We start from the raw sequence: 23,183 nt of genomic DNA, 5'->3' as shown, positions 1-23,183 counted from the left end.
TTTATGTCATGAAGGGGCGCGGCGCTTATCTCTTTAATGCCCGTCAATCGCGGCGAGACGGCGTGCAAAACAGTATTAACACGCGTCTCGCGTTGAGGGACCGCCGAAGCTACCGTATCAACTGACGCACACCCAGCGCGACGATCAGCCCGCCGCATACGCGGTCGATCCATGCCTTGCGGCGGCGATAGGTGATTGCAATGCGCGCATGCGACAAGGTGAGCGCAACGAATCCGTACCAGCTGCTCGCAACCACGCCCACCATGCCGAGCATCGCGGCAAACGTGCCCACGCCGACGTGCGCCGGCGCAGCGGAGGAGAACACCGCGGCGAAGAACGCCACCGACTTTGGATTTGCGATGTTGGTGGCGAAGCCTTGCGCGAACGCCTGGCGAAATCCGCCCGCCGCGGCCTTCACGCTGGCAGTCGGCTTACCGGCCGATGCGTTGGCGATCAGACGTGCGCCGAACCAGATCAGGTAGCCGGCGCCGGCCACCTTCACCGCCAGCGCGAGCCATGGAAAAGCCGCGAACACGATGCCGACGCCGAGAATCGCGCAGCTGGCCCAGAACAGGTTGACCAGTACGATGCCGCCGACCATCGCGAGCGCTTCGACTCGCGTCGCGGAGGCGGCCTTGTGCGCGACCGCGACGAAGTTCGGACCGGGGATCACCACGCCGGCCACATAGACAGAGAAAACGCCTAGAACGGCGGACCCATCGATCACGCTTCACTCCCTTCATTGGCGCCGCGCGGCCGGCAATCGGGGCCGCGCGGCTTGTCATCCATCAAGCCGAAAATAATGCCAGCGCGCCGGTGATGACGCCCGCTCCCGCCACCACGAACGAAAGATTGCGCAGCCATTTCTTGCGGGTCAGCAACGTGATCGCGCACAGGGCGATCGCCACCTGGATCAACGTGGTCGCTTGGGCCCAGCGATGATGGCCGTGCAGGAGCGTTTCACTCCTGGCGTCGTTATCCACGACTTCCTTTTCGATCGCTTCGGCTTTCGCGCGGATCGGCTCTTTCTGCTGCTTGTATTTGTCGACGTCGGCGAGGAATTTCGCGTGCGCGTCAGTGTTGCCGGCGGACAGCGCCGCGCCGAGCTCGGCGAGGTTCTGCTTCTCGCCCTTCGCCTGGTAATAGTTCCACTGGTTCGACGCTTCGGTCTTTTTGATGGCGGCTTCGTTCTTGTAGTACAGCGCGAGATTTTCGCTGTTGCCGCTCTGATAGGCGCACAGCGCGCCGATCGTCGCGAGGATCGCCGTCATCACGGCCATGCGGCTCGCGAACGGGTCGGCGTCGTGATGGCCGGCGTGTTCCACGGCATGGTCGTGCGGACCATGTACTTCGTATTCTTCAGGCATCTGATTCTCCGAGGCGAAACTTTTCTTGTCATTTCCGGGCGGCGCGCGGACCCGTCGGGCCTCAATCTTAGCGCGCGATGCCGGGTGAGGGAAAAGGCGACGGCCTGGAGAGAAAAGCGACGCGTGCGCGCCGGCTATTTTTGATCGACGCGCTGAACTCGGCGCCAGCGGCGCGCGGCGGCATGAAGCGGGTCAATGAAGGCCCGGCGCGAGCCATGTGCGGATCCATGGAATCACATGCTCGCCGCCCAGCATGCCGAGCAGACCAACTAGCGCGACGGTCGGCGGCGCGGGTGATTTCACTTGCAGCACGTTGTAGAGAAGGCCGACCGCCACACCGACGGCCAGCGACATCAGATACGCTTTCATGACTGTTGTACCGAGGTGAAAAGGAACGTGAGAAGCGGGCTGAACCGCGCGCAGCCGCGCCGCTAGTCCCGACGGCAATTACATCGTGATGACGACGCGGCCGCGTGTGCCGGCGGCGACGGCTTCGTACGCTTCGCGAGCGCGTTCGAGCGGGAAGGCCTGGGCGATGACCGGCCCGCTCAGCTTGCCGGTTTCGAAGCCCTCGACCAGCGCCGTCATCAAGGGCGCCGAGTCGGCGACGCCGAGCTTCGCGCTATCCACACCGAGCAATCGCGTCTCGTTGTGATAGAAGTCGATCAGATCGAACTCCACGCGGCGCTTGCCGGTCGCGCTGATTTCCAGCACGCGGCCGCGTCGCTTGACGAGGCTCAACGCGGTTTCGAACGCCACGCCGCCGACCGTGTCGTACACCACGTCCGCGCCCGCGCCGCCGGTCAGCGTTCTCAAGCGATCGGTGACGTTTTCGTCGAATGGCACGTAGTCGTCGATCAGTCGGCCCGCAGGTGTATCCGCGTCGAGCGGATGACGGTCCACGGCGATCACGCGCGCGCCGCGCGCCTTCGCGATCTGGACCACCGCGCCGCCCACGCCGCCGCCCGCGCCGATCACCGCGATGGTTTCGCCCGCTTCCAGATGCGCGTACTCGACGGTGCCGAGCCAGGCCACCACGAAGTTCACCCCGATTGCGGAGGCTTGGGCGTGGCTCAGCGTTTTGGGCTTGCGCGACAGTGCCGCGAGCGGCACCTTGATGAACTCGGCATGCGTGCCGTCGCGCGTGAAGCCGATGTCGCCGCCGGTGCCCCACACTTCCGCGCCGAGCCAGGTTGGCGGGCCGTCCACCACCACGCCGCTGAAGTCGCGCCCCGGCGTTCGGGGCAAGACCGTGTGGCCGAAATGTCCGGAGACGTTCTTGACGTCGCTCGGGTTCACCGAGGCCGCCTTGACTTGCACCACGACGTTATCCGCGTCCGCTTGCGGCGTTGGCAGATCGACGACTTCGAGCACCTCGGGGCTGCCGAAAGATTTGAACTGGATGGCTTTCATCGTATGTCTCTCCCAGTGCCAGCGGTCGGCCAGAGTGGGCGCTTCAGCGCCTTCCCTTGCCTTGCGCCAGTTGGTTTGCGGTTAGATTCCGGGCTGCTTCGCGCAGCGGATGGAGCGTAGTCTAGATGACCGGCGAGAAGGCGTTAAGACAAAGACTTTCGAATTTCGGACAAGGCGCACTGGCGGTCTGCTCACGGACTGAGTGATCAGCCCGGGCCGCTTGTCGCGGGTTCAGGCGGGTCGGCGCCAGCCGCTTCGCTCAACGTGCCGCTCGGGTCGAAGCCGGTTGGGCGCGCGCCCAGCTCGCGGCGGAACATGTCGCTGAAGCTGCTCGGCTGGAAGCCGAGCGCCCGCGCGATGCTGCTCACCGGCCGCCCTTCGGCGAGCCAGGAGACGGCGACCGCCAGTTGCACCTGGCGGCGCCATTCGGCAAAGCCGACGCCCAGTTCCCGCGTGAAGAGTCGCGCGAGCGTCCGCACGCTTGCTCCAACCGAAGCCGCATGCTGCTCGAAACTGATGGCGATCGACGGGTTGTCGATCACCGCGCGGCACAGCGCCTCGAGCCGCCGGTCCGAAGCATCGGGCAGCGCGATGCGCAGCGACGAGCGCGGCGCGTGTCCGAGTTCGAGCATGGCGAGACGGTACGCGGCGTCGAGATAGGTTTGATCGCGCGTGCCAGTGCCCTCGTATTCCGCGATCGAGGTGATCAATTCGCGCAACAGGCCGTTCACCTCGAACACATCGCTGCGCCGGCTCAGGTGACCAACGTTGCGCTCGTGAAGGTACAGATTGCGCATCTCCACCTCGCTCATCATGTGGATGGAGTGCAGCGTGCCGGCCGGCAACCAGACCGCCCGTTGCGGCGGCACGACCAGCGCTTCGCGGCCGACTTCCACCCACATCACGCCCGATACCGCATACAGCACCTGCGCCCAGGTATGCGAGTGCGGGTCGATGCGCAAGCCGCGCGGATAGCGCCGCGCGAGCGAGCGGGCATCGGCGTCGTCGTGAAGTTCGGGTGGGCGGGCTTTGGGCACGGCGGGTCGGTTCGGGCTTCGCGCAAGAAGATCGCGGACCGTGTCGGTCCGTGTTCGAAGCATAACGCGAGGCGTGGGCCGTCGGATACTCGCGCGCCGCCGGCGCGATCAGATACGCTCAGCTCCGATGGCCCATCAACATCAACAGCAACGACAGGGTCGCGATCGAGCCCACGGTCGAGAGCAGGATGGTCCGCGAGGTGATGTGCGCCTCACGTTCGTAGAACTCGGCGAGCATGAACGGGCCGGTGCCGGTGGGCAGCGCGGCCAGGACGACCGCCATTTCGACCAGCGTGGGCGAGAGGCCGAACACGCGCGCCGCGAACCACCACGTCAGCGCCGGCTGCACTAGCAGCTTGACGCCGGTCAGCAACCAGGCAATGCCACGTGTGCCGGCCGTAGCCGGGCGTTTCTCCGCGAGGAACAGGGCGAGGCTCACCAGCGCGCACGGGCTCGCCGCGCCGCCCAGCAGCTTCAGGAAAGTCTCGACGCTTGCCGGCAATGCCACATGGAAGCTGGCAAACAGCACGCCCACGATCGGCGACACGATCAGCGGATTGCGCGCCAGCGAGCCCAGCACTTTCAACGCGAGCTTATGCGGCGTGCGCTCGCTCTGCAGTCCCACCTCGATCAGCACGATCGCGAACGCGAACAGCACGCACGCGACGAGGATCGTGGCGATGGTGGTCGGCGTCAGGCTGGCCGGGCCGAAGGCGATCACGCCCAGGGGGAAGCCGATATAGCCGGTGTTCGGATACGAGGCCGCGATGGCGTCGACGCTCGCATCGGCGAGATGCCGGCCGCTCAGCAAGCGCATCGCGAGAATCAGCACGAACACGCTGACGCAAGCAAGCGAAAATGTCGCGACGAAAGCCGGTTGATAGAGCTGCTGCCAGGTGGCGTGCGCCATGATGTCGAACAGCAACGCCGGCAGCGCCAGCCAGACCACGAAGCGGTTCAGTTCCGACGCCGAGTTCGGTCCGAGCACATTGCGCCGGCGGCAGGCGAAACCCGCGAAAATCAGGCCGAAGACGGGAAGCAGGATTTCGAGGGTAGCTAACATCGGCGCGAAGACTTCGGGAAAGAATGGCGATCCGCCAGCGTAGTGGCTGCCGTTGATACAATCCAATACCGTTTGTTGTGCCCGACAATACCTTTTTTGCATTGTCATTTCGCGCGAGTGCATCGTGATCGATATCAAGCCGCTGCGCTACTTCGTGACGCTTGCCGAGACGCGCCATTTCGGCCGGGCCGCGGCGCGTCTGAACCTGTCGCAGCCGCCGCTGAGCCGGCAACTGGCGGCGCTGGAGGCGAGCATCGGCGTGACGCTGGTGGAGCGCAGTCCGCGCAGCGTCAGCTTGACCGCCGCGGGTGAGCGCTTTTATGCCGACGCGAAGGCGATTCTCGCCGCCGTGGAGCAGGCGGTCAGCAACGCGCACGCTGCCGCGCATGGCGACGCGGGCAAGCTCGCCATCGGCTTCACGATGTGCGCGGCGTATAACGTCGTGCCTGGCTACGCGCGGGCATTCGGTGCCGCGTTTCCCGAGGTCGCGCTGAACCTGCGTGAAGTCGTCTCGAACGATCTCGCCGAGCAGGTGCTCACCGGCCAGATCGACGCGGCCATCATGTTCCCGAACGTGCCGGACAAGGGGCTCGCCACGCGTACGATTCTCAGTGAGCCTTTGTGCGTCGCGCTGTCGCGCAGCCATCCGCGCGCCCGCGCGCGGCGCCTGAAGATCGCGCAACTGGCGGGCGAGCCGTTCGTGCTCGCGTCCGAGGAGGTGGCCCCCACTCTGCGCGCGACGATTGTCGAGCATTGCCGCACGGGAGGCTTCGAACCCGACATCCGCTTCGAAGTGCAGTTGCAGCAAACGGTGCTGAGTCTCGTCGACGAAGGCGTGGGCGTCGCGCTGGTGCCGGCGTCGATGCGCAAGGCGCAACTCGCGGGCGTGGTGTTCCGGCCGCTGGTCGATGCGCCGCTGATCGAGCAGGTGTTGGCGTGGTCGCCGGCGAATCGCAATCCGTGTCTGGCGCGCTTTCTCGAACTGACGTGAGGGTTGCGCTTATCGAGTGGCGAGGGGCGGCGCCTCGTTCACGCTATCGTCCGGATAGCGCAGCGCATCCTGTTTGATGAGCCGGCGGCACCAGAAAGTCCAGGCCGTCAGGCCGGCATAGACGCCGTACCTCAGCACGTTGGAGGCGATGGCGGAGCGCGGGTCGTCTGCCCATTGCCAGACGACGAGACTGCGCAGAACATTCTCGCCCGTCATGCCGATGCCCCACACGAGCGTCATCAGGCGGATATAGGCGACGAGCGTGGGGCGTTCGCGCCAATGGCGCTCAAAGCTCTCGACGCTGCGAGGATCCTCGCGCGACATGGTCGAGCGGGCGAGATAAAACACCAACGGCCGCGGCAGCGCGAGCGATAGCAGGAACGCCACGCCGATCATGCCGGACACCATGGGCTCTTCGACTGCGCGCAGCCGTGTGTTGCTGGCGAGGCCGGCGCCCGTGGCCAGTATGGAGAGCACGATACCGACCAGCACGAGCGCGCTGAGCGCGTCGAAATGGCGATAGCGCAGCAGGTCGAGGCTCATCCACGCGAGCAGCGGCAGCGCCGAGACAGCCTGCGCGCCGAGGTGGCCCCAGTGCGGGAAGGCGAGCCGGTAGACGAGCCAGGGCAAGGCGACGTTCACGATCAGCGCGGTGAGATAGCGCAGGCGAAGTTTCATCGACAGAGCGGTGGTGAGCGTGGCATTGCAGTGCGAACGGCGCGAGCTGGCAACGACGCGCCTGTCGCGCCGACCCGGTTGCGCGGAGGTATCGGGGAGTGTAGGGCGAAGTCGTGTCGCCTGCCATAGCTTGCGGCGCGCGCGCTCAGGAATTTGACCGGGCCCCTGGCGCAGAAAAAATCTGCGATCATCGAGCGCACTGCTTGCCGAGCCACTCCAACCACGATCCGCTCTTACGCAATGTCCACCCGTCCCACGCTCCTCACCACCCCGCGCCTCTCACTGCGTCCGCACACGCGTGACGACTTCCTCGATAGCTATGCGATGTGGTCCGATCCCGAAGTGATCCGCTACATCGGCGGCAAACCCTTCACGCGCGAAGAAGTATGGGCGCGGCTGCTGCGCTACGCCGGACACTGGGCGATGCTCGGCTATGGCTATTGGGTCGTACGGGACAAGCAGAGCGGCCGGTTTCTCGGTGAGGTCGGCTTTGCCGACTACCATCGCGAGATCGAGCCGTCGTTGATCGGCACGCCTGAAGTCGGCTGGGCATTGGACCCCGCCGTGCATGGCCGGGGCTACGCAACCGAAGCCGTGCGTGCAGCCCTGGAATGGGCCGACCGGCAGTGGCCGGGCGGCGAAACGGCCTGCATCGTCGCGCCGGAAAATCTGCCGTCGCTGCGCGTTGCCGACAAATGCGGTTATCGCGAGCGACTTCGCACCACTTACAAAGGCAAGCCGACCATCGTGCTGCGCCGCTCGGCACACGGGGTCTGAGCCGGCGCGCGGCGGGCGCCGCCGCCGGTTGCGCCGGGCCAGCCGCGCGGCGGCCGGCTCGACACGCGTTTCATTGCGCGTCGTTGCCCGCTGTCGCCCGCTGCTGCGCGATCAGATCCGCCAGCCGTTCGACCTGCCCGCCTTGCGCATCGAAGTTGCCGGCATCGAGCCAACGCACATAGCTGGGCCGCAGCACCGGCCATTCGCTGTCGATGACCGAAAACCACGCGGTGTCCCGATTGCGTTCGCGATACACGATCGCCTGACGGAAGATCCCCTCGAACGTGAAACCATAGCGCAGCGCCGCCGCGCGCGACGGGCCGTTCAGTGAATCGCACTTCCATTCGAAGCGCCGATAACCCAATTTGTCGAACACCTGCGTCATCAGCAGGAACATTGCCTCGGTGGCGATGCGCGTGCGCTTTAGCCGCGGGGAATACGTGACGTGGCCCACTTCGATCACGCCGTTGGCGCGGTCGATGCGCATCAGCGCCAGCGTGCCGACCGCCTTGCCGGTCGCGAGATCGATGACCGTGTAGTGCAGCGGATCGGCGGACGCGGCGGCGCGCGTCAGATGCTCGCGATAGGCCGCAAGACTCTCGAACGGGCCCACGGTCAGATAGGTCCAGTCGCGGCCGTCGGTGGCCGAGCGGTACGCCTCGTACAAGTCCTCGGCGTGACGCTCCACGTCCACCGGCTCGATCCGGCAATAGTGGCCTACCAGCGGCTCGCGGCCTGGCGCCTGAGCGCCGTTCCAGCCCGGCACGGGGGCGCCGATCGGCTGCTCGAACGCGTTGCGTCTGGGTTCCATGGCTCTTCTCCTGTCGGTTACGAATGATCGTCGTTGATGGAGAACGATACGGCAAACGTGGTATGTTCAAAAGATCCATCGCAAACTCATTTGATAGGTCCAGCCGCAATGATCGAGATCATTGGCCCGCTCGCCAGCCCGCTTGCATCGGCCATTGCCGGCGGCGTTCCGAAGCCGCAGCCGCTGCAAAAACAATTGATCGAGCGCCTGCAGCAGGCGATTCTCGCGGGGCGCTTGCCGGCGGGATCGCTGCTGCCGTCGTCGCGCCTGCTCGCGGCGGAAATGGGTGTGTCGCGCAACACGGTGGTGATCGCTTACGAGCATCTGGCCGCGGTCGGCTATGTGGTCGCCGACAAGAAAGGCACCCGGGTGAGCCCGCTCTCCAGCTCGTCTGCGAGGGGCGCGCCGCGCGCAAACCCGGCCGCGCCGGATGTGACCTATGCGACGCGCGTCGGGCAATTCGCGGCCACGCTAACCCATGCGGACAACACCTTGCCGCTGACCCCCGGCACGCCCGCGCTGGACCGCTTTCCGGTGACCGCGTGGCGGCGCGCGCTCGAACGCTCGATGGAGCGCGCGTTGCCCCTCGCGCTCGGCTACGGTACGCCGGCGGGCGAGCCGGCGTTGCGCGACGCAATCGCCACGCATTTGCGCATGGCGCGCGGGGTGCGCTGCGATGGCTCGCAGGTGGTGATTACCGAGGGCGCGCAGGAGGCGCTGAACCTGTGCGTGCGACTCTTCACCAATCCGGGCGACCTCGCGTGGGTCGAAGATCCCGGTTATCGCGGCGCGAAGGCCGCCTTCAACCAGGGCGACCTGAGCACGGTGCCGATGCCCGTCGACTCCGAAGGGATGGCGGTGCCGGTCGACGCGTGGCGCACGCGGCCGCCCAAGCTGATCTACACGTCGCCCGCGCACCAGTATCCGACAGGTTCGGTGCTCTCGGTGGCGCGCCGTCTGGAACTGATTGCGCAGGCGCGGCAGAGCGGCGCGTGGCTGATCGAGGACGACTACGACGGCGAATTCCGTCACACCGGCGAGCCGATCGCCAGCATGCAGGGGCTGCTCGAGGATGCGCCGGTTTTATACGTCGGCTCGTTCAGCAAGACGATGTTTCCCGCGCTGCGCATCGGCTTCGTGGTGTTGCCGCGCCCGATCGCCGCGCATACCGCTGTCGCTTTGCAGGAAATGTTGCGCGGCGGGCACCGGCTGGAGCAACTGGCGCTTGCGCATTTCATCGAGAGCGGGGAGTTCGGGCGGCATCTGGGGCGCATGCGGCGCCTGTATCGTGAGCGCCAGCAGGCGTTGCGCGACGCGCTCACCGTGCATTTCGCGCCGTTGCAAATCCTCGGCGGCAATTGCGGCATGCATTTGACGCTGCGCTTGCCGGCGCCCATCGACGATCGAGCGCTCGCTGAGCGCGCGCTTGCCAAAGGACTCAATCCGCGCGCGCTGTCGGGCTTCGCGTTGCAGCCGCGCGCGGAGACGAACGGGCTGGTGATCGGGTACGGCAGCACGCCCGCGGAGCAACTGGCGCCCGCTATCCGCGTGCTGGCCGGGCTCGCGGCCGAGCTGGACGGCAAGTCGAAGCGCCGGTCCACCATGGCCTCGGCCGCGACGCTTCGCGCGTAGCTTTTTGCGTTTGTCCGCGTGGCCCATGTCGCGCTATCGTGTTGCTTATGCGAGGCGATTTCGGCGTGGATGAATTCGTCGGATCGCACGCAAATCATGCCGCACGCGCCGCACTGCAACATGGCCCGAACGTACTGCCTGCGAGGGCTTTTGCAGGGCGTGCGCTGGCCGGGCCGCTGCTGGCCCGGGCATGAAGAATGCCTTTGTTGTGGTTATTTATGACGATTTATCCGAATGGAGACGACATGAAGGAAATCGAACCGACCGCGTGGTTTGAGCTTGCGGCCCACACGCCCGTCCGTGAAGGCTGGTACGAGGTGCAATTGACGAGCGGGGACACGGCTTTTGCGAAGTTCGGCGACGGCATATGGACCGAGAAACCGCTGCTGGTGTTTACACACTGGCGCGGCTTGTCCGCCGATCCATCGAAAGCCGCCGATGGCGAGGCCGAGTCGATCGGCGCCGAGGCCACCGCCGCCCAAGGCGTGCGCGCCGCATGGAACGCGTTCTTCCCTGGACTCGGCGAAGAACAGCACAAACCACTGGACGCCGTGCCCAACGGCAAAGCGCCCCACTGATGGACGTCCCCGGGCGGCGGCTCGTGAGTTGCCGCCCTGATCTGCCTTAGGCGCGTCCGAGCGCCTCGGCAGCCAATCTGCCGATTTCCCTATCGATGCCGGGCAATTCGCCCGTTTCGAGAATCCACGCTGCGGACAATCCGGACCACGCCAGGATCCATTGCAGCAAACGGCGCCGGTCGAGCCCGGCCATTCGCGCAACCCGTTCGACGCGACGCTCGAACCATCCCGCTCTCGACGCCGACGCGTCGTCCGGATTGCAGAAAATGTTCGCGTAGTCGAATCCGCGCTCGCCGTAGAGACCTTTGGGGTCGATGGCCAGCCAGCCGCGTGGGCCGAAATCGAGTACGTTGCCGTGATGGATGTCGCCGTGCAACACCACGGGGTCCTGTGGCGCGGCAAGGAGGGCTCGGGCGACGGCCGCGCTGTCCTGCAACCAACCGCCGTGGTTCTGCGCAGCAGGCCACAGGCTCGCGAACCAGCGCGGCAAGCCGATCAGTTCCGGCAGCGGTTTGCTTCGCGGCGCGTGGAGCCGCGCGGCGGTGGCGCAGAGAACGTCGATCGCGCGGTTGTCGGCATCGCTGTTGCCGGTGCGAGCCATGTCCGCCAGCGCATGGCTGCTTTGCGCGCGCTCGAGCAGGATTGCGTCTGCATCGTGTGCGAGTACGCGGGCCGCGCCTTCGCCCTCCCACCACACCATCAACCGCGCACCGAATTTCTCTTCCGGTTCCAGTGCGACTTTAAGCATCGCCGGCGCGCCGTGGTGGCGCACGGGCAGTAGCCGGCTGCTGTGCGTGCGAATCGGTTCGCCGTCCTGCCGCAGATCCCACTTGACGATGTACTCGGTAAACATCTGGCGTCACCTCGCGAGCGCGGCGGCGCGAATTGCTTCGTCGAAGACGGCGATGCCGTTGTCAGCGGTATTCGGGCGGACGGCGCGCACGGTCTCTCCAACAAGTTCGATAGTGTTTCATTCTCGCCTGGATAGACGGGGCACGGCACGCGCAGCGCACATCGAGCGGCGACGCTACAATCGCCCTCATTCATTCGACGCGGAATTCAGGTATGACAGTCATCCGAGAACCCGTGGCTTTGCCGCGGGCCACGCAGTTACTCAATCATGGACCGGTCACGATCATCACCAGCGCGCACGGCGGCCGCTCGAACGTGATGGCGGCCTCCTGGGCAATGCCGCTCGACTTCAACCCGCCGAAAGTGGTCGTGGTGGTGGATAGCCGCACGCTCACGCGGCAACTGATCGACGCAAGCGGGGTGTTCGGTCTGCAACTGCCGAGCCGTGGCTTCGCTGCACAAACGCTGGCGGTGGGCACGAACGCAGGTACCGAACTCGACAAGTTCTCCGCCTTCGAGCTGGAGACGTTCCCCGCGCAACACATCGACGTGCCCATGCTCGCGGGTTGCATCACGTGGATGGAGTGCAAGGTGATTCCGGACGATAGTCAGCGCCACGATCTGATTATCGGCGAAGTTGTTGCGGCTTATGCGGACAGCCGCGTGTACTCGAACAACCGCTGGCACTTTGGCGACGATCCGGATTTGCGCACCTGTCACTACGTGGCCGGCGGGACTTTCTTTGCCACGGGCGACGCATTCGAGGTGGACGCCGTGGCGAATGGCGCGGCGAACGAGTGAGGCCTGGCGCGCGCCACTACTGGCTGCGAAGGAACTTGCCCACCTTCAGTTCCAGTAGCGCGACGAGCTCAGGACGCATGAAAGCGTAGCCGTCGGGCGTGCGTATTCGCGTACCGTCGCTTACGCGTCGCCCGCTGCAAACATCTTCAGCGCATTTCCCGCCAACCGATAGCGCACCCATTCGCTTTGCGCGCTCGCGCCGATCGACTCATAGAAGCCGATTGCCGGTTCGTTCCAGTCGAGCACGCTCCACTCGAAGCGGCCGCAACCGGCGTCGCGGGCAATGCGCGCGAGGTGGCGCAGCATCTGTTTGCCCGCGCCGCTGCCGCGCGATGCTGGCGACACATACAGGTCTTCCAGATAAAGCCCTTGTTTGCCGAGCCAGGTCGAATAGGAAAAAAAGTAGACACAAAAGCCAATGGGCTCGCCGTTCATTTCGCAGATCAGCGCCTTCGCGCTCGCGCCGGCGGAGAACAGGCTCGCTTCGATGTCGTTGACGGTTGCGACGACTTCATGCTCCGCCTTTTCGTACACCGCGAGTTCGGTGATGAAGCGGAGAATCAACGCGGCGTCGGTTGCGTGTGCGGGACGGATATGGATAGTCAAGGTTAGAAGCTCGATTGATCGGTTGAGTTGCAGACCCGAGTGTCGCGAAGGCGCGGCGGCTTCGGATCAGACATGCATCGTATCGCTTAACGTGCTGTTCGTGCACAACGTGCTCAACGTGCTTATCGTGCTGTTCGGCCCGGAGCATGTCGAGAATGCGATTGACGCATCCTCGCCAGATCGTTTAATGTGGATCCATGGACTTCCACTCGATTCCCTTCGCTGCCGTCACCACCACGACGACCACCTTCGCAGGCGGGTCGTCTGGAGGTTGCACGCGCTAGCAGCAAGAAGCAGTGGCAAACCCACCAAAGGCCCCGCCGGAAACGGACGGGGCCTTTGGCGTTTCTGGTCCTCCGTTTGCGGCATCCACCAGTGCTAACCGATCAAACGGAGCAAGTCGTGAACGACATCGACCATCGTGTATTAGGCAATAAACTCGACCTCTTCCATCAGCAGGAAGAAGGCGCCGGCATGGTCTTCTGGCACCCGCGCGGCTGGGAGCTGTATCGCGTGCTCGAAGATTATGTGCGTGCCCGCATGCGTCGCGCGGGCTTTCGCGAGATTCGCACGCCGCAATTGCTGGCGCGATCGTTATGGGAAAAGAGCGGGCATTGGGAGAAGTTCGGCGCGGCGATGTATTCGCTGGCCGACGCGGAAGAAGGCCGCGCGCTCTGCCTTAAACCGATGAGCTGCCCCTGTCATGTGCAGGTTTTCAATCAGCGCGTGCGCTCTTATCGCGAGTTGCCGGTGCGTTATAGCGAGTTCGGCGCCTGTCATCGCGATGAACCTTCGGGCTCGCTCGAAGGACTCAAGCGCACGCGCGCTTTCGTGCAGGACGATGCGCACGTGTTCTGCATGCCAACGCATATCCAATCGGAAGTGGGCCGGTTCTGCACGCTATTGCGTGCGGTCTACGCGGACCTCGGTTTTCCCGAGTTCAAGGTCGCGCTCGCGACGCGCCCGGCGATGCGCGCAGGCAGCGACGAAACGTGGGATCGCGCGGAGGACGCATTGGCGAACGCTGCGCGCGCGGCCGGATTGGAGTTCGATGTGGTCGAAGGCGAGGGTGCTTTTTACGGGCCGAAACTCGAGTTCCATTTGATAGACACCCGCGCGCGCAGCTGGCAATGCGGCACGATTCAGCTCGACTTCGTGCTGCCCGAGCGGCTCGACGCTGAGTTCGTCAACGAGCGTAACGAGCGCGAGCGGCCGGTGATGATCCATCACGCGGTGCTTGGCAGCATGGAGCGATTCATCGCGATGCTGCTCGAACATCACGAGGGACGGTTGCCGGTATGGCTGGCTCCGGAGCAGGTCGCGGTGGCGACGATTAGCGATGCGAATCTGTCTTATGCGCAGGAGGTCATGCGGGCGCTCGACGCTGCCGGTGTCAGGGCAGTGCTGGACAGCCGGCCAGAGCGGCTGGAGAAGAAGATCGTCGACGCGCGGGAAAAGCAGGTGCCGATTCTGGTCGTGGTGGGCTCGCGTGACGAGCGGGATCGGACGATCAGCATTCGCATGCGCGATGGGCGTCAGCCCACGTTTTCATTCGCCGACGGTGTCGAGCATTTGAGGCTCGCCGCGCGGCCGCCCGCGGTGGCTTCGATGCTTTGACCCGGCGGTGGCTGAAGGGCGCATCGGACTGCGCCCTTCAGCCCGTCACTCTCGCGCAAGGCGACGCGGCACTCTGGCTCGAAGGCGGAAACTAGCGCAATTCCCCAAACAAGCGCCCCCAGTTCATCAACGGCTTCATATCCGCGTCCAGCAATCTCAGCGCCTTCCACACCACCGTCGCCACCGTGTCATACGCAGGAATATCCGTCGCCATCTCAAACGCGCGCACCAGATGCGCCGCATGCAGATTCGTACAGAAGGCGTCACCGCGCCGGTCTCGCGCATCATGATCGCGAGCTGGGTGTCGGGCATTTCAGCAAAGCTGAAATTATCCTGCAGGCTCAAATGCCGTTCCGCCACGCATTCAATATCGAGCTTCGCGTAGTTGCGCATGATCCGCTCTTGAACATCGTCGGTATAAGGTGATACCAGGCCGAAGCGTTTTACTTCGGTCTTTCCGAAGATCTCGTTGAGCGCCAGCGCCGAGGTCGTTGCGGGAATGCCGGTCGCTTCGGTGGTGGGTATTCACCCAGCCCAGATAGATGACGCAGGACCGCGCGTCGATCACGCGCTGGGCGTGGCGTTGCTGCCTTCTTCTGCGCGGCAATTGTCGACGGGCGGTGTCGCGGTCGTGCCGGTGGCGGCGCCTTGTCCCGAGGTGTCGCTGCACGCGCGCTATAGTGCGGAGGCGCCTTCGCCGGTGCTGTCGCTCTTTCTCGATACTGTGCGGGAAGTGGCGGCCAGTACGGACTAACGCGCGCTGTCAGTTCGTGCGACCAGTCCGCGGATCACGTCGATCAACGGGAAGGCGAGGCGGTGCGCTCCTGTTTGCTGCCGATTGCCGCGGTGGCCGGCAAACGCATCACGACGATCGAGGGATTGTCGAAGGACGGGCGGCATCTGTTGCAACTCGCGTGGGTCGCCGAGGATGTGCCGCAATGCGGCTACTGCCAGTCCGGTCAGTTGATGCAGGCGGCCTCGTTTCTCAAGGACAAGCCGACCGTCAACGATGAAACCATCACGGCCGCGATGTCGGGCAACATCTGTCGATGCGGCACGTACTCGCGAATTCGCAAGGCGATCAAGCGGGCGGCGTCGGGTGATGGGGCGTTGGCGGCTGTGGAGACGCCTGCTTGCGCGGCCGCCTGCTCGTTTCTCGCTACGAACGAGGAGGCTTGAATGCGCCACGACAAAGAAGCGCTGACCAGCGCTCGCGGCGCCGCGCGCCGTCGCTTCATCAAACAGAGTTCGGCGCTGTTGGCTTCGGGGCTCGCGATCGGCTTCCAGTTGCCTGAAGCGCTCGCCAACGCTGATAACCCAAGCGGCGACCCCAAACCGAGGCCGGTGAATTCGAACCGAATGCGTGGGTGCGCGTGCTACCCGACGATACGATCAAGCTCGTCGTCCATAAACACGACTCCGGAACGGGGACGCGTACCGCGCTCGCTGCGCTGGTCGCGGAAGAGTTGGATGTCGATCCGTTTCGCGTCGATGTGATCACACCGGAGAATCCGTTTTACGGCGACTACCTTCATCCGTTGTGGAAAGTCTATTCGACGGGCGGGAGTACGAGTGTCTCGTTGGAATACGAGCGCTTGCGGCGTGCGGGTGCGACGGCGCGCGCCATGTTGATTGCCGCTGCGGCAAAGCTATGGAAGGTGGCGCCGTCGACGTGTGCGACCGAGAACGGCTTCGTGGTCAATGAGGCCAACGGCAAGCGCGCGAACTATGGTCGCTTGCGCAGGTCGCCGCGCAAATGCCTGCGGCGAAAGACGTCATGTTGAGAGATCCGTCGCAGTTCAAATACATCGGCAAATTGCTGAAGAAACGCGGCGCCGCGGAGAAGGCGAGGGGCGCGTTTCCGTACGGCATCGACGTGTCGTTGCCGGGCATGCTGGTCGCGGTCGGCACGCGTGCGCCGGTGATCGATGCACGCGTGCGCAGCGTGGATGCCAAAGCCGCGTTGGCCGTGCCGGGCGTGCGACAGGTGTTGCAGATTCCAGGGCGGCCCGACATTCTCGGCGGCAATCAGGCGGGCGTTGCTGTGCTGGCCGATGATTATTGGTCCGCGCATAAGGGGCAGGCGGCATTGCGTGTGCAATGGGACGACAGTCCGCTTGAAACTTTCGACAGCAGCACGCTTGCTGCGCGTCAGGCGGCGTGGCTCGATGATCCCGCGACGCGGGTGGTGTCGACTATTCAGAGTGGGGATGTGAAGACTGCGTTTCCGCACGGGGCGCGGGTGATCGAGGCGGCCTATTCGATGCCTTATAAGGCGCAGTGTCCGCTCGAGCCGATTAACGTGACTGCGTGGGCGAGGAAGGACGGTTCGATCGAGTATTGGGGTGGGCTGCAAGTGCCGTCGGCGGTGCAGAAGGCGGCTGAGGTGATCGGCGGTATTCCGGCGAATCGTGTCGTGCTGCATGAGCTTGTTTCAGGCGGCAGCTTTGGGTCGCGTGAGTCGAAGTACTGGCTCTTTGAAGTGACGTGGCTCGCGCTGAAAGTCGGGAAGCCGGTCAAGTTGATGAATAGCCGTGAAGATGACATGCGTGCGCTTTATTACCACTCGGCGAGTTTTCATCGAGCGAAGGCGGTGCTCGATTCGCGCGGGAATTTGACGACGTTGCAGTTGCGGGCGGTGAGCTATATACCGAATGCGTTTGCGGTCGAGTCGTTTATGGATGAGGCTGCGCATGCGGGGCGTCGCGATCCGATTGAGTTTCGGCTCGCGCATATGAAGGATCCGAGGCATCAGGCTGTTTTGCGGGAGGCGGCAAAGCGGGCGGGCTGGGGGAACGCGCTGCCTGCTGGGACTGCCTTGGGCGTGGCGAAGACCAGGCATATAGCAGTTATGTTGCGGTCGTGGTGCGGGTGGTTCGGAAGGGCGATGGGATTGTGGTCGAGAAACTCACCTGTGTTGCGGATTGCGGGTTGGCTGTTTCGCCCGGTGGTGTCGAAGAACAGTTTGACGGCGGGTTGATGTGGGGGCTCGGGCATGCGACGGCGGATCGCGTTGATATTCGGCATGGGCAGGTGGAGCAGAAGAACTTCGATACTTACCGTGTCATCCGGATGAGCGATATGCCCGAGCTCGACGTTCTGATTGTGCAGGGGGATACGTCGAAACCGGGTGGCGTAGGAGAGTTGTCGAGTCCTGCGGAGGCGCCGGCGGTTGCCAATGCGGTGTTCAGGCCGACGGGGAAGCGGTTGCGCGATACGCCGTTCGAGTTGGAGAAAGTGGGCCGGAAAGCGTAGGCTCGAGGCGGTGGCCGCGCGATTCGATCATGCTATTGCATCGACCGGTCGAATCCGTGACCGATTACGCCGCTGTTAGAATGGCTGCCCTTTCCTTGGGAGCTGCACATGTCTTGGTTCATCTATGAAGTGCCCGAATACAACGAAGATGGGGCGCGTATCGAACCCTTCAGCGACCTGCGTAGCCGTGTCGTGAAAGTGAGTGGTCAGGCCATGGCTGACGAACTGGAGAGCGTCCGCGAGAACGCTGCGGCGACGGCGGACACGCCGGCCCGGCCGCTGCGCGCCGCGGAAAATCCGCACGTGTTTCCGATCCCTTATGCCGATTCCATGATTCTGGTGGGGTTCATCTTCGAACTGAAGCGCGAGGGTCGACAGCTGGTGGTGTCGCCTGTGGAAATGCCCTGGTTGAAAGAGGCGTGAAGAAGGGGCGATCGAAGCAGCCCTAACCGGAGGAGCAAACGCCGCGGCCGGCGGCGCCATGTGGTGAAAATGGGTTGCGATTGGCAAATCAGCGAAAAGAGGCCACAAAAAAGGCCTGTTCGTGACGCAGACGCCGACGCATGAGGACCTGTCCGCATTTTCGTGGGCGAGGCGGTTAAAAACCCTCGTGCTCAACGGGCCTGCGTAAATCGTTCACCGAACAGAATAGCAAACTGGTTCATCGCGGATTTCCAATCAAAGGTGCTCCGCACCGATTTCGCCAACATGTTGCGTAGCGCGAGCCAGAGCAGCTTGACGGCCGCCTCGTCGTTCGGGAAATGGCCTCGCGTCTTGATGATCTTGCGCAGTTGCATGTTCAAACTCTCAATGGCGTTGGTGGTGTACACCACCCGTCGAATGTCCGGGGGGAACACGAAGAACGGTATGACGTGCTCCCAGGCACGCTGCCAGCATTGGACGATCATCGGGTATTTGGCGCCCCATGGCCCTTCGGCGAAGTCGCGTAACGCTTGCTCTGCGGCCTCTGCGCTGGCGGCAGCATAGATCGGTCTCAACGCTTGGGCGAGCGCTTTGCGGTCCTTGTAGTTGGCAAATTCCAGGCTATTGCGGATCAAATGCACGATGCAGGTCTGCACGGTGGCACGGGGGTAGACCGCAGCGATTGCCTCGGGCAAACCCTTCAGACCATCCACCACGGCGATCAGGATGTCCTGACAGCCGCGCGTCTTGAGTTCGTTGAACACCTTGAGCCAGAACTTCGCGCCTTCGGTCTGCTCGATCCAGAGCCCCAGCACGTCGCGCTGGCCGTCGGCCTGGATGCCCAGCGCCAGGTACACGGCCTTATTGCTGACCATGCCGCCGTCGCGAATCTTGACCCGCAGCGCGTCGAAGAACACCACCGGATACATCGTCTCGAGCGGACGACTTTGCCAGGCGAAGGCTTCGGCCATGACTTCGTCGGTCACCGAACTGATGAAATCGGGCGAGACCTCGGTTCCGTAGCTCTCGGCTAGAAAAGCGCGGATCTCACGCACACTCATGCCACGCGCGTACATCGCGATGATGCGCTCGTCGAAGCCGGTAAAACGGCGCTCGTGCTTGGGAATGAGGATCGGCTCGAAGCTGCCGTCCCGGTCGCGTGGGATCTCGACCCGAACCGGGCCGCGGTCGGTCATGACGGTTTTGCCACTGGCGCCGTTGCGTTCGTTGACCTGACCGAGCGGCTTGACCTGGCCGGACGGGTAACCCAGATGCAGATTCATCTCGGCGCCCATCGCCCGTTCGATGATGGCCTTGTTGAATGCCAGCATCAGGTCTTGAACGTCGCCGGGCGACATAGGCCCTTTGACCAGTTGATCCATCAACTCATCTGGCAGTTCAGGCAGCGGCCCGCGGGCCGCTGCCTGAGACGCTGCTGTCCGTTTCTTTTTCATCGGCATATCCATGACCTTGATCCCTCATGATATGCCCCGCCCACGAAATCGCGGATAGGTCCACGCATGACCGATAGAATTCCTTCCAATACGCAGGTTATACGCCGTCACGGCGCGAGACCTGTCGGATCGTTTTCTCACATCGGATTTCCGGTTACTTCAGCATGACACGGCTCGCACGGCACTACGTCCCAGACCAACCGCAGCACGTTATCTTGCAGGGGCTCACAGGGCCCGCTTTCCTCGACGAGGGAGACTATCTGTATTTCCTCGCCTGTCTGGCAGACGCAGCGCGCGTCGCCGATCTGGCAGTCCACACCTGGGTACTCATGCCCGACGCGGTGCAGTTCCTCGTGACGCCTTCATACGAGTCCAGCGTGGCCATGGCGATGCAGGCGGTCGGCCGTCGCTATGTCGAGACATTCAACCGCCGCCATGGACGCCGCGGTACGGTGTGGCGTGGCGAGTACCGGGCAACAGTGATCGAGCCCGACCGCTATTTCCTGCTCGCGAGCCAGGTCATCGATCATGCGCCCGTGCGCAACCGCCTTGTAGCCGAGCCGGGAAACTACCGGTGGTCGAGTTACACGCACCACATCGGGCTGCGTGTCGACAGCTTCATCAAGGACCATTCACTCTACCGGGCGCTCGGAAGTACACCGTGCGAGCGTCACCAGGCGTATCGGGATTTGAGCGCGCAGCCGCTTGACGAACGCGAGGTCAATGATCTGATGCAGTCGACGCTCGAGGGCTGGGTGCTCGGCAGCGCCGCGTATTGCGAGTGGGCCGCGCAGACAGCCAGCCGGCGGTTGATGCCCCTGCTGCTGCGCGAGCGGCCATCCAGGGTTCGCTCGCCACGTGTTGTCGCACACGTGGGCTAGTTGAAGAAAGGCAAGCAACGAAACTCGACTCGCGATGATGATCGTCGGGCTTGGATGAACACGTTGCTGCCGATCGATCCGGTCAGGTTACGCGCCGCCGAAGAATACGGGCTTCATTCCATCATTCGGGTCCGGGCGAATAGAACCTTGAATTTTGTGTTCCAAGCGGGAGACAGCGGTGCCCAACGAACGCAGTTGATGGTGGCTGCCTGACGCTGAAGTACCGTCAGCGACGCCGCCACGATCGGTTGCAGCGCCACTTCCTGTATTCAGGCTGGTTTGTGCGGCCTGAACGTTGGTCGGAGCAACTCCTTCGTTCGATTGAGCAAAAGCTGACACAGCGGGAATTGCAAGAGCAGTTGCGACGATGAGCGATTGAACGAGTTTCATGATGCTTGCCTCTAGACTTCGTTTGTCCGCAAACGCCCGTTTGCGTTTCAGTGATTGCAGTCTAGGCTGGGGTCCGCTCGCAATTAAGTATCTGCAAAACAAAACAATGTTGTAGAAGTTGGTACAAACCCTTAGATCCTATCGTCACGCGCGCAGCAGCTTGCGTTCGCCATCACACCACCATGACGCCGGCGCGCATAGACGCCAGCGATACCGCGATATTCACGACCAGTACTCACTCGCCGCCGATGTTTGCTTTGCGAAGCGCTTAACGCTTCGCCTCCTCCTGCTTGGAGCCCGTGCCCGCAGCAATGCGGCTTTGTGCAGAGACGAGTTGATCATCGGTTGTCGCCACCAGCCACAGACGTGCGTGCTCCGCGATCTGGCGGTTGTGGTCCTTCAACGGGCCCATCGCGGAGGCGGCCTTCCAGACCACCGAGCCGACGCGGCTCTGTCTGCCCGACGGCGCGCCCACGAGCAGGCAGTAGGGTCCCAGCGGAAGCGATACAAACGGGAGCGCAGGACTGATGCGCACGCGCCAGTCGATGAAGGGCGACTCGCTGAAAAGCAGCGGTGTGGGCAAGCCGTAAAGCACGCTGAAATCGTACAGCGCCAGTTGCTCCGGCATGCCCGCGTAGATGCGCCGGATATCGTCGACAACGGCCGCGCGGATCTCGTCCTCGAACATGGGTTCTTGCGCGTAGCGGGCCCATGCCTCTCGAGCCGCATGTTGATATGCGCTGAACAGGCCGAGTTCGATGCAGTCCTGCACGGCGCGTTGAACTTCCGCTACGGAACCCGCTTCCGCAGGTGTTCCCAATTGCGCGGCTCGCAGAAATCTGGCGAGTCCCGCTTCCTGGATTGCAGGACTATCCTTGGATGCATCGTCTTGAGCATCCTTACCGAGGGGCACGTAGGTGTATTTCTCGGCTGCGAAGTGGGATTTCTTGCCTTCGTCGAACTTGATTTCGCCATCCACGCAGTCCAGATAGCGAGTGCCGACTCGTCCATGCTCCCAAACCCAGTTTTTCAGGAACGGGCGTAGTGGATGCGGTTTTTCGTGATCGGCCATTGGATCCTCCAGGTGTCCCAGTATAGTTCCAAGTTGGAGCTTGGTCTGTGGAAGGCATGGCAATGCTCAAACCGATGGCTCGGCTCTTTCTGTCAAGCGAGGCGGCGTTCCCGCTGGCTTGGTGGCGACCGGCTCGAAGGGCCGACATCAGACGCCTTTTGCTGCCGCTACAAGTGGCTTTCGCTAGAATCTGTTGTTGAAACTTATATTCGTCCATAACCGGAGACAAACGTGCCAGGCTTACTTCCCGATGTCGACCGCGAGGGGCTCCTCGAATATTCAGTCGTTTATACCGACCGATCAATCAATCATATGTCGCAGCTCTTTCAAGGAGTCATGTGCGATATTTCCGATTCTCTGAAGAAGGTCTACAACGCGAAGTCGGCCGTTGTCGTCCCGGGCAGCGGGACGTTCGGCATGGAAGCCGTTGCGCGGCAGTTCGCAACGAACAGGAAGTGTCTGGTCATCCGGAATGGCTGGTTCAGTTATCGCTGGACGCAGATTTTCGACATGGGCGGCATTCCGTCTGAATCGATCGTACTGAAGGCGCGTCCAGTCGAAGAAGGGAGGCAGGCTGCCTATACACCGGCGCCGATCGAAGAGGTGGTCGCGGCGATCAGGGAACACAAGCCGGATCTGGTCTTTGCGCCGCATGTCGAAACCGCGTCCGGGATCATGCTGCCGGACCCTTATTTGCGCGCGGTGGCCGACGCTGTGCATGCTGTCGGCGGTATGTTTGTACTGGATTGCATTGCCTCCGGCACGGTTTGGGTCGACATGCAGGCGAGCGGCGTCGACGTTCTGATCAGCGCGCCCCAAAAGGGATGGAGCGCGTCGCCGTGCTGCGGGCTGGTTATGCTTGGTGAGCTTGCACGTGAAAGAATCGATGGAACGACTAGCACCAGTTTCGCTTGTGATCTTCGCAAATGGCTGCAGATCATGGAAGCTTACGAGAACGGTGGTTTCGCGTACCACGCGACGATGCCCACGGACGGTCTCGCGACGTTGCGCGACGTTATGAAGGAGACTGAGGCTTACGGCTTCGATAAGGTGAGAGCGGAGCAGCTTGAGCTTGGGAAGCGGGTTCGGTCACTTCTTATGGAGAAGGGATTTAGAAGCGTGGCGGCTAAAGGGTTTGAGGCGCCGGGTGTTGTTGTTAGTTATACGGACGATGATGGGATTCGATCCGGCAAGAAGTTCGCCGATGCGGGGTTGCAGATTGCGGCTGGGGTTCCGCTTCAGTGTGATGAGCCGGAGGATTTTAAGACCTTTCGGATTGGGTTGTTTGGGTTGGATAAGCTGCATGATGTTGAGGGGGCGGTGGGGAGGCTCGAGAAGGGGCTGGACGCCATTCTTTAGGGCGGGTTTTCTTTTTGCCGGGGGGTACGCGCTGCTCGTCATCGTAAAAGGCTCGGGGGGAGGAGCCCGAAATCTGGCGAAGTGCTGGAAGTCAGGGACCTATCCGCGATTTCGTGGGCGGGGCAT

Annotated in this window: 23 protein-coding genes and 3 pseudogenes; 12 read left to right on the top strand and 14 right to left on the bottom strand. The window is 63.3% G+C overall.

The genetic code is table 11. The annotated features are described in order from the left end of the window. Positions 1–109: 109 nt before the first annotated feature. The 6 genes from CJU94_RS28105 to CJU94_RS28080 form a co-directional block, all read right to left on the bottom strand. Positions 110–727 (bottom strand): LysE family translocator, encoded by a 618-nt coding sequence (locus CJU94_RS28105; protein WP_095421875.1) that lies wholly within the window; start codon positions 725–727, stop codon positions 110–112. A gap of 61 nt (positions 728–788) precedes the next feature. Beyond that, positions 789–1,367 (bottom strand): DUF4337 domain-containing protein, encoded by a 579-nt coding sequence (locus tag CJU94_RS28100; RefSeq protein ID WP_095421874.1) that lies wholly within the window; start codon positions 1,365–1,367, stop codon positions 789–791. Positions 1,368–1,559: 192 nt separating this feature from the next. After that, positions 1,560–1,736, bottom strand: coding sequence for a DUF1427 family protein (locus tag CJU94_RS28095; RefSeq protein ID WP_095421873.1), 177 nt, complete (start codon positions 1,734–1,736; stop codon positions 1,560–1,562). A 78-nt stretch (positions 1,737–1,814) separates the two neighbouring features. Then, positions 1,815–2,780, bottom strand: coding sequence for a quinone oxidoreductase family protein (locus CJU94_RS28090; RefSeq protein ID WP_095421872.1), 966 nt, complete (start codon positions 2,778–2,780; stop codon positions 1,815–1,817). Positions 2,781–2,986: 206 nt separating this feature from the next. Further along, positions 2,987–3,817 (bottom strand): AraC family transcriptional regulator, encoded by an 831-nt coding sequence (locus tag CJU94_RS28085; RefSeq protein ID WP_095421871.1) that lies wholly within the window; start codon positions 3,815–3,817, stop codon positions 2,987–2,989. Between the two features lie 118 nt (positions 3,818–3,935). Next, positions 3,936–4,880: an AEC family transporter gene (locus CJU94_RS28080; protein WP_095422831.1), complete on the bottom strand. Its 945-nt coding sequence runs from the start codon at positions 4,878–4,880 to the stop codon at positions 3,936–3,938. Positions 4,881–5,004: 124 nt separating this feature from the next. Here CJU94_RS28080 and CJU94_RS28075 point away from each other — a divergent pair, with 124 nt between their 5' ends. Next, complete coding sequence (locus tag CJU94_RS28075) at positions 5,005–5,871, top strand: LysR family transcriptional regulator (RefSeq protein ID WP_095421870.1); 867 nt, start codon at positions 5,005–5,007, stop codon at positions 5,869–5,871. Positions 5,872–5,880: 9 nt separating this feature from the next. Here CJU94_RS28075 and CJU94_RS28070 read toward each other — a convergent pair whose 3' ends face one another. Beyond that, positions 5,881–6,549: a VC0807 family protein gene (locus CJU94_RS28070; RefSeq protein ID WP_095421869.1), complete on the bottom strand. Its 669-nt coding sequence runs from the start codon at positions 6,547–6,549 to the stop codon at positions 5,881–5,883. A gap of 240 nt (positions 6,550–6,789) precedes the next feature. Here CJU94_RS28070 and CJU94_RS28065 point away from each other — a divergent pair, with 240 nt between their 5' ends. After that, complete coding sequence (locus tag CJU94_RS28065) at positions 6,790–7,326, top strand: GNAT family N-acetyltransferase (protein WP_095421868.1); 537 nt, start codon at positions 6,790–6,792, stop codon at positions 7,324–7,326. Positions 7,327–7,396: 70 nt separating this feature from the next. Here the strand turns inward: CJU94_RS28065 and CJU94_RS28060 are convergent, their stop codons facing one another. Continuing rightward, positions 7,397–8,137 carry a GNAT family N-acetyltransferase gene (locus CJU94_RS28060; protein WP_095421867.1) on the bottom strand — a complete coding sequence of 247 codons (741 nt, stop codon included), beginning with the start codon at positions 8,135–8,137 and terminating at the stop codon, positions 7,397–7,399. A gap of 108 nt (positions 8,138–8,245) precedes the next feature. Here CJU94_RS28060 and pdxR point away from each other — a divergent pair, with 108 nt between their 5' ends. Continuing rightward, positions 8,246–9,769 carry a MocR-like pyridoxine biosynthesis transcription factor PdxR gene (gene pdxR / locus CJU94_RS28055; protein WP_095421866.1) on the top strand — a complete coding sequence of 508 codons (1,524 nt, stop codon included), beginning with the start codon at positions 8,246–8,248 and terminating at the stop codon, positions 9,767–9,769. A 245-nt stretch (positions 9,770–10,014) separates the two neighbouring features. Continuing rightward, positions 10,015–10,347, top strand: a complete 333-nt coding sequence (locus CJU94_RS28050; protein WP_095422830.1) for a hypothetical protein — start codon at positions 10,015–10,017, stop codon at positions 10,345–10,347. A 46-nt stretch (positions 10,348–10,393) separates the two neighbouring features. Here the strand turns inward: CJU94_RS28050 and CJU94_RS28045 are convergent, their stop codons facing one another. Then, on the bottom strand, positions 10,394–11,200 hold the full coding sequence (locus CJU94_RS28045) for an aminoglycoside phosphotransferase family protein (RefSeq protein WP_095421865.1): 807 nt from the start codon (positions 11,198–11,200) through the stop codon (positions 10,394–10,396). Between the two features lie 212 nt (positions 11,201–11,412). Between CJU94_RS28045 and CJU94_RS28040 the strand changes: the two genes are divergently transcribed. Beyond that, positions 11,413–12,000 carry a flavin reductase family protein gene (locus tag CJU94_RS28040; RefSeq protein ID WP_095421864.1) on the top strand — a complete coding sequence of 196 codons (588 nt, stop codon included), beginning with the start codon at positions 11,413–11,415 and terminating at the stop codon, positions 11,998–12,000. 120 nt (positions 12,001–12,120) lie between these two features. Here the strand turns inward: CJU94_RS28040 and CJU94_RS28035 are convergent, their stop codons facing one another. Next, positions 12,121–12,606: a GNAT family N-acetyltransferase gene (locus tag CJU94_RS28035; RefSeq protein WP_095421863.1), complete on the bottom strand. Its 486-nt coding sequence runs from the start codon at positions 12,604–12,606 to the stop codon at positions 12,121–12,123. 402 nt (positions 12,607–13,008) lie between these two features. Here CJU94_RS28035 and thrS point away from each other — a divergent pair, with 402 nt between their 5' ends. After that, positions 13,009–14,223 carry a threonine--tRNA ligase gene (gene thrS, locus CJU94_RS28030; protein ID WP_095421862.1) on the top strand — a complete coding sequence of 405 codons (1,215 nt, stop codon included), beginning with the start codon at positions 13,009–13,011 and terminating at the stop codon, positions 14,221–14,223. Between the two features lie 156 nt (positions 14,224–14,379). Here the strand turns inward: thrS and CJU94_RS28025 are convergent, their stop codons facing one another. After that, positions 14,380–14,688: a hypothetical protein gene (locus CJU94_RS28025; protein ID WP_244221095.1), complete on the bottom strand. Its 309-nt coding sequence runs from the start codon at positions 14,686–14,688 to the stop codon at positions 14,380–14,382. 94 nt (positions 14,689–14,782) lie between these two features. On the opposite strand from CJU94_RS28025, the pseudogene CJU94_RS42440 reads away from it, so the two are divergent. The 4 genes and pseudogenes from CJU94_RS42440 to CJU94_RS28005 all read left to right on the top strand — a co-directional run. Beyond that, positions 14,783–14,977 (top strand): annotated as a pseudogene (locus tag CJU94_RS42440) (LysR substrate-binding domain-containing protein); the annotation flags it as partial. Between the two features lie 50 nt (positions 14,978–15,027). After that, positions 15,028–15,402, top strand: a pseudogene (locus CJU94_RS28015) ((2Fe-2S)-binding protein); the annotation flags it as partial. Next, positions 15,403–17,478: pseudogene (locus tag CJU94_RS28010) on the top strand (xanthine dehydrogenase family protein molybdopterin-binding subunit). A gap of 108 nt (positions 17,479–17,586) precedes the next feature. Next, the gene (locus CJU94_RS28005; protein WP_095421860.1) at positions 17,587–17,901 is read left to right on the top strand and encodes a helicase; all 315 of its coding nucleotides are present in this window, start codon (positions 17,587–17,589) and stop codon (positions 17,899–17,901) included. Positions 17,902–18,092: 191 nt separating this feature from the next. Here the strand turns inward: CJU94_RS28005 and CJU94_RS28000 are convergent, their stop codons facing one another. Next, positions 18,093–19,361 carry an IS256 family transposase gene (locus CJU94_RS28000; RefSeq protein WP_425272189.1) on the bottom strand — a complete coding sequence of 423 codons (1,269 nt, stop codon included), beginning with the start codon at positions 19,359–19,361 and terminating at the stop codon, positions 18,093–18,095. Positions 19,362–19,519: 158 nt separating this feature from the next. Here CJU94_RS28000 and CJU94_RS27995 point away from each other — a divergent pair, with 158 nt between their 5' ends. Beyond that, positions 19,520–20,236: a transposase gene (locus tag CJU94_RS27995; RefSeq protein WP_095421859.1), complete on the top strand. Its 717-nt coding sequence runs from the start codon at positions 19,520–19,522 to the stop codon at positions 20,234–20,236. Between the two features lie 87 nt (positions 20,237–20,323). Here CJU94_RS27995 and CJU94_RS27990 read toward each other — a convergent pair whose 3' ends face one another. Further along, positions 20,324–20,626, bottom strand: coding sequence for a hypothetical protein (locus tag CJU94_RS27990; protein WP_095421858.1), 303 nt, complete (start codon positions 20,624–20,626; stop codon positions 20,324–20,326). 268 nt (positions 20,627–20,894) lie between these two features. Continuing rightward, a complete protein-coding gene (locus tag CJU94_RS27985; RefSeq protein WP_095421857.1) occupies positions 20,895–21,698 on the bottom strand; it encodes a hypothetical protein in 804 nt (267 codons plus the stop codon). 231 nt (positions 21,699–21,929) lie between these two features. On the opposite strand from CJU94_RS27985, the gene CJU94_RS27980 reads away from it, so the two are divergent. Further along, positions 21,930–23,057 (top strand): aminotransferase class V-fold PLP-dependent enzyme, encoded by a 1,128-nt coding sequence (locus CJU94_RS27980; protein ID WP_095421856.1) that lies wholly within the window; start codon positions 21,930–21,932, stop codon positions 23,055–23,057. Positions 23,058–23,183: the final 126 nt, after the last annotated feature.

The organism is Paraburkholderia aromaticivorans (assembly GCF_002278075.1).
Taxonomy (GTDB): domain Bacteria; phylum Pseudomonadota; class Gammaproteobacteria; order Burkholderiales; family Burkholderiaceae; genus Paraburkholderia; species Paraburkholderia aromaticivorans.
The sequence above is the reverse complement of the archived record's forward strand: the minus strand, read 5'-3'. Positions and strand labels throughout refer to the sequence as shown.

Excerpts from the sequence above, each read along its gene's own strand:
- CJU94_RS28100 (WP_095421874.1), bottom strand. The coding sequence starts at position 1,367 with ATGCCTGAAGAATACGAAGTACATGGTCCGCACGACCATGCCGTGGAA.
- CJU94_RS28095 (WP_095421873.1), bottom strand. The coding sequence starts at position 1,736 with ATGAAAGCGTATCTGATGTCGCTGGCCGTCGGTGTGGCGGTCGGCCTT.
- CJU94_RS28090 (WP_095421872.1), bottom strand. The coding sequence starts at position 2,780 with ATGAAAGCCATCCAGTTCAAATCTTTCGGCAGCCCCGAGGTGCTCGAA.
- CJU94_RS28080 (WP_095422831.1), bottom strand. The coding sequence starts at position 4,880 with ATGTTAGCTACCCTCGAAATCCTGCTTCCCGTCTTCGGCCTGATTTTC.
- CJU94_RS28070 (WP_095421869.1), bottom strand. The coding sequence starts at position 6,549 with ATGAAACTTCGCCTGCGCTATCTCACCGCGCTGATCGTGAACGTCGCC.
- CJU94_RS28065 (WP_095421868.1), top strand. The coding sequence starts at position 6,790 with ATGTCCACCCGTCCCACGCTCCTCACCACCCCGCGCCTCTCACTGCGT.
- CJU94_RS28060 (WP_095421867.1), bottom strand. The coding sequence starts at position 8,137 with ATGGAACCCAGACGCAACGCGTTCGAGCAGCCGATCGGCGCCCCCGTG.
- pdxR (WP_095421866.1), top strand. The coding sequence starts at position 8,246 with ATGATCGAGATCATTGGCCCGCTCGCCAGCCCGCTTGCATCGGCCATT.
- CJU94_RS28050 (WP_095422830.1), top strand. The coding sequence starts at position 10,015 with ATGAAGGAAATCGAACCGACCGCGTGGTTTGAGCTTGCGGCCCACACG.
- CJU94_RS28045 (WP_095421865.1), bottom strand. The coding sequence starts at position 11,200 with ATGTTTACCGAGTACATCGTCAAGTGGGATCTGCGGCAGGACGGCGAA.
- CJU94_RS28040 (WP_095421864.1), top strand. The coding sequence starts at position 11,413 with ATGACAGTCATCCGAGAACCCGTGGCTTTGCCGCGGGCCACGCAGTTA.
- CJU94_RS28005 (WP_095421860.1), top strand. The coding sequence starts at position 17,587 with ATGTCTTGGTTCATCTATGAAGTGCCCGAATACAACGAAGATGGGGCG.
- CJU94_RS28000 (WP_425272189.1), bottom strand. The coding sequence starts at position 19,361 with ATGCCGATGAAAAAGAAACGGACAGCAGCGTCTCAGGCAGCGGCCCGC.
- CJU94_RS27995 (WP_095421859.1), top strand. The coding sequence starts at position 19,520 with ATGACACGGCTCGCACGGCACTACGTCCCAGACCAACCGCAGCACGTT.
- CJU94_RS27990 (WP_095421858.1), bottom strand. The coding sequence starts at position 20,626 with ATGAAACTCGTTCAATCGCTCATCGTCGCAACTGCTCTTGCAATTCCC.
- CJU94_RS27985 (WP_095421857.1), bottom strand. The coding sequence starts at position 21,698 with ATGGCCGATCACGAAAAACCGCATCCACTACGCCCGTTCCTGAAAAAC.